At 56.7% G+C, this 5417-nt stretch carries 4 protein-coding genes and 2 pseudogenes; 4 read left to right on the top strand and 2 right to left on the bottom strand.

The annotated features are described in order from the left end of the window. Positions 1-478 (bottom strand): annotated as a pseudogene (locus tag ACXJ5O_RS17705) (DNA alkylation response protein); the annotation flags it as partial. A 525-nt stretch (positions 479-1003) separates the two neighbouring features. Here ACXJ5O_RS17705 and ACXJ5O_RS17710 point away from each other — a divergent pair. The 4 genes and pseudogenes from ACXJ5O_RS17710 to dprA all read left to right on the top strand — a co-directional run bounded on the left by ACXJ5O_RS17710 (position 1004) and on the right by dprA (position 5024). After that, positions 1004-1969 (top strand): aspartate carbamoyltransferase catalytic subunit, encoded by a 966-nt coding sequence (locus ACXJ5O_RS17710; protein WP_457301034.1) that lies wholly within the window; start codon positions 1004-1006, stop codon positions 1967-1969. Continuing rightward, entirely contained in the window at positions 1966-3252 is a 1287-nt protein-coding gene (locus ACXJ5O_RS17715) for a dihydroorotase (protein ID WP_457301035.1), read from the top strand. The genes ACXJ5O_RS17710 and ACXJ5O_RS17715 overlap by 4 nt, the downstream gene beginning before the upstream one ends. A 20-nt stretch (positions 3253-3272) precedes the next feature. Further along, positions 3273-3887, top strand: coding sequence for a glycerol-3-phosphate 1-O-acyltransferase PlsY (gene plsY / locus ACXJ5O_RS17720; protein ID WP_457301036.1), 615 nt, complete (start codon positions 3273-3275; stop codon positions 3885-3887). Next, a pseudogene (gene dprA, locus ACXJ5O_RS17725) lies at positions 3884-5024 on the top strand (DNA-processing protein DprA). The gene plsY and the pseudogene dprA overlap by 4 nt, the downstream one beginning before the upstream one ends. Here dprA and ACXJ5O_RS17730 read toward each other — a convergent pair. Continuing rightward, complete coding sequence (locus ACXJ5O_RS17730) at positions 4992-5192, bottom strand: hypothetical protein (RefSeq protein ID WP_271893771.1); 201 nt, start codon at positions 5190-5192, stop codon at positions 4992-4994. The pseudogene dprA and the gene ACXJ5O_RS17730 overlap by 33 nt on opposite strands. Positions 5193-5417: the final 225 nt, after the last annotated feature.

The following is a 5417-nucleotide window of genomic DNA, read 5'->3' on the forward strand; positions in this document are numbered from 1 at the left end:
GCAGGATCAGCGGCGACCATTCGCGGTAGAGATTAGGCGCGGCCATCAATGCCGCCAGCGAGGCACTCGTCATGKTAAGGGGGCACAGATGCCCGCATTCCAGCTGCGACGTCAGGTAAAAACGCGCCGCGCGCGACTGATGTCGCGATCCGGCTTCCGGCTTGCCGTCCTCCCATATAGATGAGTGCAGGCCTTGGCTCACCGACCGGCGCATCAACGCATGATACGCCGGATGATAATCGACAACGTCGATTCGATGCCCCTGACGGTCATGCGTCCTGAGCTTCGGCACCTCGATATTGGCAAGCCTCGCCAGATCTTGTGCGTCGCCGGAGAGTACGAATTTGCCGTTCTGTTCCAGCTCCGTGCGCACGGATTGCGGCAAGCGCTTGGTGATCTGCATCATCAATGGATCGCCGAGATAGGCGTTGAGGCCGGTCATCGGTGGCGTCTGGTTGAGAACGTCGTGGGTTTTCAAGAAACTGTCCTGATTCAAATTTCAATGGTCGCGCAAAGTGTCTGCTATGCGATTGATTGCGCGTCGAACTCTTTATGGGATGAAGACTCTGACAAGCGGTTAACTCACTCAATATATGGACTCTCGGCCTTTAGTCGATATTGATCGCCATAACCTTTTCGCACTTTCAGCTTTTCCGATCAAATTATTGGGGAACGAAGCATGTTAGCGCCCAGACCGCTTGCGACAACAGGGCATCGAGCCTATAGGGGGACTAAGGGTCAGGACCCATTAATATGATCGAAATGGCGCCTGAAACGGCAAAAAGACGCGAGGAGAGACGCGAAGGGCGGGGTCTTCCCCCGGCCAAGTGGCTCGACACTGCAGCTTGCAGCCGTTTCGGCGTCCGGAGGATAGGGTCCATTTGCCCGGCAACATCGTCGCAAAGGCTCGACAATGGATAAACATTGCGGTCGCCTGTGCTCCTCGTATCCGAACAAATGGCCTCCTACCATTTCGACCAGATTAATAGGTCCTGACCCTAATATGACATCAAAAGAGCCCCCTCTCCTGTTTCCCCACCGCCACTTGCTTGGCATCAAGGGCCTTTCGCCTCAAGACATCGTCCAGCTGCTTGATCTTGCCGAGAGCGAGATCGCGGTTTCACGCCAGTCCGAGAAGAAAAAGGCGACCCTGCGCGGCCGCACGCAGATCAATCTGTTTTTTGAGGCGTCGACCCGTACCCAATCATCCTTCGAACTTGCCGGAAAGCGGCTGGGCGCGGACGTCATGAACATGGCGGTCGGAAATTCCTCGGTCAAGAAGGGCGAAACGCTGATCGATACGGCGATGACGCTCAATGCCATGCGCCCCGATATCCTGATCATCCGACATGGGTCGGCCGGAGCCGCGGCGCTTCTCGCACAAAAGGTCGGCTGTTCGGTGGTCAATGCTGGCGACGGCGCACATGAACATCCGACGCAGGCGCTGCTCGATGCTCTGACGATCCGCCGCGCCAAAGGAAAGATCGCGCGGCTGACTGTTGCCATCTGCGGTGACGTTTTGCACTCTCGCGTGGCGCGGTCGAACATGATCCTTCTCAATGCCTTGGGCGCACGCGTTCGCGTTGTTGCTCCCTCGACCCTCCTTCCCGCGGGCATTGCGCATATGGGCGCCGAAGTCTTCCACAACATGGAAGAAGGCCTGAAGGATGCCGACGTGGTGATGATGCTGCGGCTACAGCGCGAGCGCATGACAGGCTCATTCGTACCATCGGTGCGCGAGTACTTCCGCTATCACGGCCTCGATCGCGAAAAACTCAAATATGCCAAGCCCGATGCGCTGGTCATGCACCCCGGTCCGATGAACCGCGGCGTCGAAATCGCATCGGACGTAGCCGATGGCTCGCAGAGCGTCATTCAGGAACAGGTCGAGATGGGTGTTGCTGTGCGCATGGCGGTGATGGAAGCACTGCTCGATCCGCGCCGCAATGCTGAAGGAGTGGCCGGATGAACGCCACCGTTCTGYAAAATGCCCGCATCGTCGATCCGTCGCGCGGGCTCGACGAAACCGGCACGATAGTCATCGAGAATGACAGGATCGTCGCCAGTGGCGCCGATGCCCGCAACCAGGGCGCACCAGAAGGTGCGACCATCATTGACTGCAAGGGCAAGGCGGTGCTTCCGGGTCTGGTCGACGCGCGCGTCTTCATTGGTGAACCCGGCGCGGAACATCGCGAAACCATTGCATCTGCCAGCCATGCCGCCGCGGCCGGCGGTGTAACGTCGGTGATCATGATGCCGGATACCGATCCCGTCATCGATAATGTCGCGCTGGTCGAATTCATCAAGCGAACGGCGCGCGATACGGCGGTCGTCAATGTTTACCCAACGGCCGCGGTCACCAAGGGCTTGCACGGCGAGGAAATGACCGAGATCGGCCTGCTGCGCGAAGCTGGCGCAGTTGCTATCACAGAAGGCCGCAATTCCATCGCCAATACCCAGCTCATGCGCCGCGCCCTCACCTATGCCCGTGATTTCGGTGTGGTCCTTGCGCACGAAGCACAGGATCCGCACCTCGGTATCAACGGCGTCATGAATGAGGGATTGTATGCGAGCTGGCTGGGACTTTCCGGCACGCCACGCGAAGCCGAAGTGATCCCGCTCGAGCGGGACATGCGCTTGGCGGCGCTGACACAGGGCGCCTACCACGCCGCGCAGATTTCGACTGCCATGTCGGCAGAGGTGATTTCCCGTGCGAAGCAGAATGGCCTGAATGTAACCTCGGCCGTATCGATCAATCATCTCTCCCTGAACGAAAACGATATCGGTGAATTCCGCACCTTCTTCCGCTTGCAGCCGCCGTTGCGGCTCGAAGAAGACCGCCTCGCCATGGTCGAAGCCCTGCGCGACGGCACGATCGATATTATTGTTTCCGCGCATGATCCCCAGGATGTCGATACCAAGCGACTGCCATTTGCCGATGCGGCAGCTGGCGCGATCGGCCTTGAAACGCTGCTTGGCGCAGCACTGAGATTGTACCACAACGGCGAATTGCCGCTTCTGCGCATCGTCGAAGCGATGTCCAGTGCCCCCGCCAGGATTTTCGGCCTGGAGGCCGGTTCACTGCGCCCGGGTTCGAAGGCGGATATGACCATAGTCGATCTTGACGAACCGTGGGTAGTGAAGGAAGAAGATTTACGGTCGCGTTCCAAGAACTCTTGTTTCGAGGGTGCACGTTTTCAAGGCCGGGTTGTACAGACATTTGTTGCAGGGAAGTCGGTCTTCACGATCTAATTTCACCTAAGGGGATATGCATGTCGGATTTCTTCAATGGGCAGGCAGGATTTCCGCTTCTCTTCTTTGCGCTCGCCTTTGGCTATTTGCTCGGATCCATTCCTTTTGGTCTGATCCTGACCCGCATGGCTGGCCTTGGCGATGTGCGCAGCATCGGTTCCGGCAATATCGGCGCCACCAATGTCCTGCGTACCGGCAACAAGAAACTCGCCGCCGCAACATTGGTGCTGGACATGCTGAAAGGTACCGTGGCGGTGTTGATCGCCGGCATCGCCAGCCCTGAAGCCGCAATCATTGCTGGCTTCGGTGCCTTCCTCGGCCATATCTTTCCGGTCTGGTTGAAATTCAGGGGCGGCAAAGGTGTCGCGACGTATCTTGGCGTTCTGCTCGGGCTGTTCTGGCAGGGGGCGCTGATTTTCGCCGCCGTCTGGCTGATCGTAGCCTACACGTCTCGCTATTCTTCTCTCGCCGCCCTTGTCGCGGCCGTCATCGTTCCGATTGCACTCTACATAATAGGGGTGCACCAGATCGCAGCGCTTTTCCTCGTCCTGACGATCATTGTCTTCATCAAGCATAGGGCCAATATCCAGCGTCTTGTCTCAGGCACCGAAGGCAAGATCGGCGCTAAAGGATGAATGAAGAAAAGAAGGGCATACGCCTTTCTGACAGCCAGCGCTTGAGCTGGCTTCGGTTGATCCGCAGCGAAAATGTCGGTCCCGCGACGTTCCGCGATCTGATCGTTCATTGCGGTTCTGCGAGCGATGCATTGGAAATGCTGCCCGAACTCGTCAGGCGCGGCGGCGGCGGCCGGCCAATTCGAATTGCCAGTCTGCAGGACGCTGAACGCGAAATGCAGGCGGCGACAAACATGGGCGCTGTTTTCGTCGGCATCGGTGAGCCCGACTATCCCCGCTATCTTCGCCAATGCGACAATCCCCCGCCATTGGTCGCGATCAAAGGAAATCCCGAGGTGTTCAGGCTACCGCCCGTTGCCATCGTGGGCGCACGCAACGCATCGTTGGTGGGGATCAAGTTTGCGCGGATGATCGCACGGGAGATGGGTGAATCCGGTTACGCGATTATCTCCGGTCTTGCACGTGGAATAGATACAGCAGCCCATGAGGCCAGCCTGGACTACGGAACAGTGGCTGTCATGGCAGGCGGGCTGGACGTCCCCTATCCCCCGGAAAACCTCAATCTCTATAAGGCGATAAGCGCGCGCAATGGGGCCGCGATCAGTGAAATGCCGTTCGGTTGGGATCCCCGTGCCCGGGATTTTCCGAGGCGCAACCGTATTATCGCCGCCCTGTCGCTTGGCCTGGTTGTGGTTGAAGCCGCCGAACGCTCCGGCTCACTGATCAGCGCCCGGCTGGCGGGAGAACTTGGCAGGCTTGTTTTCGCGGTCCCTGGCTCTCCTCTCGACCCGAGGGCCAAGGGCCAAGGGCACCAACGGGTTGTTGAAAAACGGAGCCATTGTGACAACCAGTACCGAAGACATAATAACTGCATTGACGCCACTGGTCGAACGGCCTGCTTTCGACGATGCAGCGTTTCTTGCACCAGATATGGATTTCCCACCAATCAATCCACCCGACGAAAGCGATCGGGACCGGTTCGTCAATCTACTCGGCCCCGTTCCAGTCGATATCGACGACCTGATCCGTACCAGCGAACTACACCCGTCGGTGGTAATGCTGATTCTGCTCGAACTCGATCTAGCTGGACGTTTGCAGCGTCACTCAGGCGGACATGTTTCGCTTGTTTACGCGTGAAGCTGTCCCCAGTTCCTTCTGCAACTGGTCACTGCTTTCGATATATGCAATTTCTATAAGATACGCCAACATCTCCAGCCGGTTCGTTTTGGCCATTGCTCGTAACTCACCGAGCATTTGCTGAATAAATCTGGCGTTTTCAATTTGATCAATTCGACTTTCGCTCATAATTTGATCCTTAAATATAAATTTATATCGAAAATATGCGCTATACTTTGACTCAGAATATCTTAATTTATGCCTATATAAGCTGCTGTTTTTTATACTCTATATACGAAACCATAAATAACTCACACAGGAATTCACCATAGGCTTGAACCCACAAGGAAAATACCATTAATTGCATAAGTTATGCGAGCAACCATAGGTTGTAATTCACGATTTTTGATGTAC

Source organism: Phyllobacterium sp. P5_D12, from assembly GCF_054049495.1.

What these genes read in the sequence shown, in the direction of transcription:
- ACXJ5O_RS17710 (WP_457301034.1), top strand. Translation starts at nt 1,004, where the DNA reads ATGACATCAAAAGAGCCCCCTCTCCTGTTTCCCCACCGCCACTTGCTT.
- ACXJ5O_RS17730 (WP_271893771.1), bottom strand. Translation starts at nt 5,192, where the DNA reads ATGAGCGAAAGTCGAATTGATCAAATTGAAAACGCCAGATTTATTCAG.
- plsY (WP_457301036.1), top strand. Translation starts at nt 3,273, where the DNA reads ATGTCGGATTTCTTCAATGGGCAGGCAGGATTTCCGCTTCTCTTCTTT.